The organism is Desulfomicrobium norvegicum, assembly GCF_900114595.1.
Lineage (GTDB): Bacteria > Desulfobacterota > Desulfovibrionia > Desulfovibrionales > Desulfomicrobiaceae > Desulfomicrobium > Desulfomicrobium macestii.
On the sequence record NZ_FOTO01000036.1, the window covers coordinates 1 to 2,375 of the forward strand.

Below are 2,375 nucleotides of genomic sequence, written 5' to 3' on the forward strand. Positions count from 1 at the left end.
AACAACACCGGGGGGCAGACGGGCGGCTGGATCGGCAACCACGCCGAGGGCGACACCCTTGTGGGTATCGAGAACGTCATCGGCACGTACAACGGTGACTCGATCACGGGTGACGGGAACAATAACTTCCTGGACGGCCAGAACGGGGCCGACACCATCATGGGCGGGGCCGGCGCGGATACCCTGCTGGGCGGGTCCGGCGATGACACGCTGGGTGGCGGCGAGGGCGCTGATTTCATCGACGGTGGCGACGGTTTTGACACGGCCGATTACAGTGCAAGCCCCACATGGGTGAACATCGACCTGAGCGTCACGGTCGCCCAGACGGGAGGCGGGGTGGACAATCACGGCCTCGGCGACACCCTGACAGGCATCGAGGAAGTTTTGGGCACGAACGATACTCTGCACGGCGACGTGCTGACGGGCGACGACGCCGACAACATACTTGACGGATTATCGGGGAACGACACCTTGCACGGCGGTGGTGGGAACGACACCCTGTACGGTCACGAAGGCTTCGATGTCCTGTACGGCGGTGACGGCGACGACCTGCTGCAGGACCATGGCGGTAACGACACCCTTTATGGCGGCGCGGGCGACGACGCCCTCGTTGGCGGCGACGGACGTGATGTCCTGTATGGCGGCGAGGGGAACGACACACTCGTGGGCGGCAATACGACAGACCCAGCCTCCTCCATCCCCATCTGGGATACCCTCAATGGCGGCGCTGGGGCCGATGTGCTTACCGGTCTCGGGTTGGGCGAGGTGGCCGACTACGCCGGCAGCCTGGCCGTGGAAATCGATCTGAACAACGTGATTCAGGTCCAGGGGAATGGCGCGGCCGGGAACGACGCCATCGGCGACGAGCTGCATGACATTTTGAATGTCAGCGGCTCTTCCTTTGCCGATACGCTCATCGGGAACGAACACGACAACTATTTCTGGGGCCAGCAAGGAGACGACCTGCTTGTCGGCGGCGCCGGAGCGGACACCCTTTTGGGCGTCGAAGGCGACAACACCTTGGAAGGCGGAACGGGCGGCGACGTCCTCAGGGGCGGGACGGGCCATGACATCGCCAGCTACCGGAATGCGGCGGCCGGTGTGCTCGTGGACATGAACGACCAGAACAAGGAGCCGCTTCTCTATCCCGACGGACAGGCCGGGGCCGGCGTCGATGGGGAGGAGCATGGCGACCATCTGTTATTCATTGACGGCGTGTGGGGGTCGGAGCACGGCGACACGCTGCTGGGCCGCGACGTCGGCTGGGACGGCGAGTACAACATGAGCTCCAATGACGAGCTGCACGGCTTCGGCGGCGACGACAGCCTCGTGGGTTTTGGCGGCAGCGATTCGCTGTATGGCGGCGACGGCAATGACACCCTGATCGGATGGAAGTACGACCTTCTTAATACAAATATGAATAGGGATTCTGGCGTGGACCTGCTCGACGGCGGTGCCGGCGACGATCTGCTGATTGGCGCGCCCGAGGATTCCGTGCACGGAGGGGAGGGGTTCGACGTCTTCGCGCTGGAGGCCGAGGATTTAAGCTTTAGCCACACCTTGGATCTGAGCGCCATGGTTTCGGAGGGGCGCATCTCAGGTATTGAAAAGATCAGCCTGTACGGCGTCAACGGATGGGAGGCGAATGTCTTGACGCTCCAGGCCAGCGATGTTCTGGACGTTTCGGATACCGACACCCTGTGGGTGTTCGGCGAGGGCCCTGCGGAGGTGATCGCGACGGATTCGGGCTGGTCCCTTGTGGGCACGAACGTGGTCGGCTCCGATGGGTTTGACTATAATCATTACACGAATACCGTCGGAACGAGCATCGTCCATCTGATGGTGGCCGAGGATATCGCGACGCAACATGTGGCGTCTTTCCCATGATCTCGGGAAAGGAAGCGCTGGCCGGAAATGTCCAAATGTGCGGAAGGGATGAGAACCCCTCCTGCTGCATCGCCGGACGTTGAAGCGGAGGAGATATCCGGCGCCGGTACAGGCAGTTGCAGGTTAAGGCGTGGCAATTCGTTACGTGCAGTCAGCATGAGTCAGCCGGACAGGTTGGCGGATCAGGTCCGTCAGTCTGTCCGGCTGACATTTGTGACTGTTCTGATGTCCATGGTCGTCTACAACTTCGTTATTTTTCTTCTATCCGCGGGATCGCTCGTACTTGAAGCAAGCCGCCGGATACGATCCATCGGGAGATTTCATGAGTTGCCCATCATCGCCATGACCGCCAACGCCATGAAGGGGGACCGTGAAACCTGTCTTGCCGCCGGCATGAACGATCATCTGGCCAAACCCATAGACACCCGGGAACTCTTCGATGCGCTGGAGAGATGGGTTCTTCGCGGAGAAATCCTGGCCTCTCGATT

At 61.4% G+C, this 2,375-nt stretch carries 2 protein-coding genes; both read left to right on the forward strand.

The genetic code is table 11. The features are described from left to right. A partial coding sequence (locus tag BMZ24_RS20405) for a calcium-binding protein (protein ID WP_143077978.1) occupies positions 1 to 1,887 on the forward strand: 1,887 nt, incomplete at its 5' end. Positions 1,888 to 2,043: 156 nt separating this feature from the next. Then, the coding region (locus BMZ24_RS20455; protein WP_341864735.1) for a response regulator at positions 2,044 to 2,375 on the forward strand (332 nt) is incomplete at its 3' end.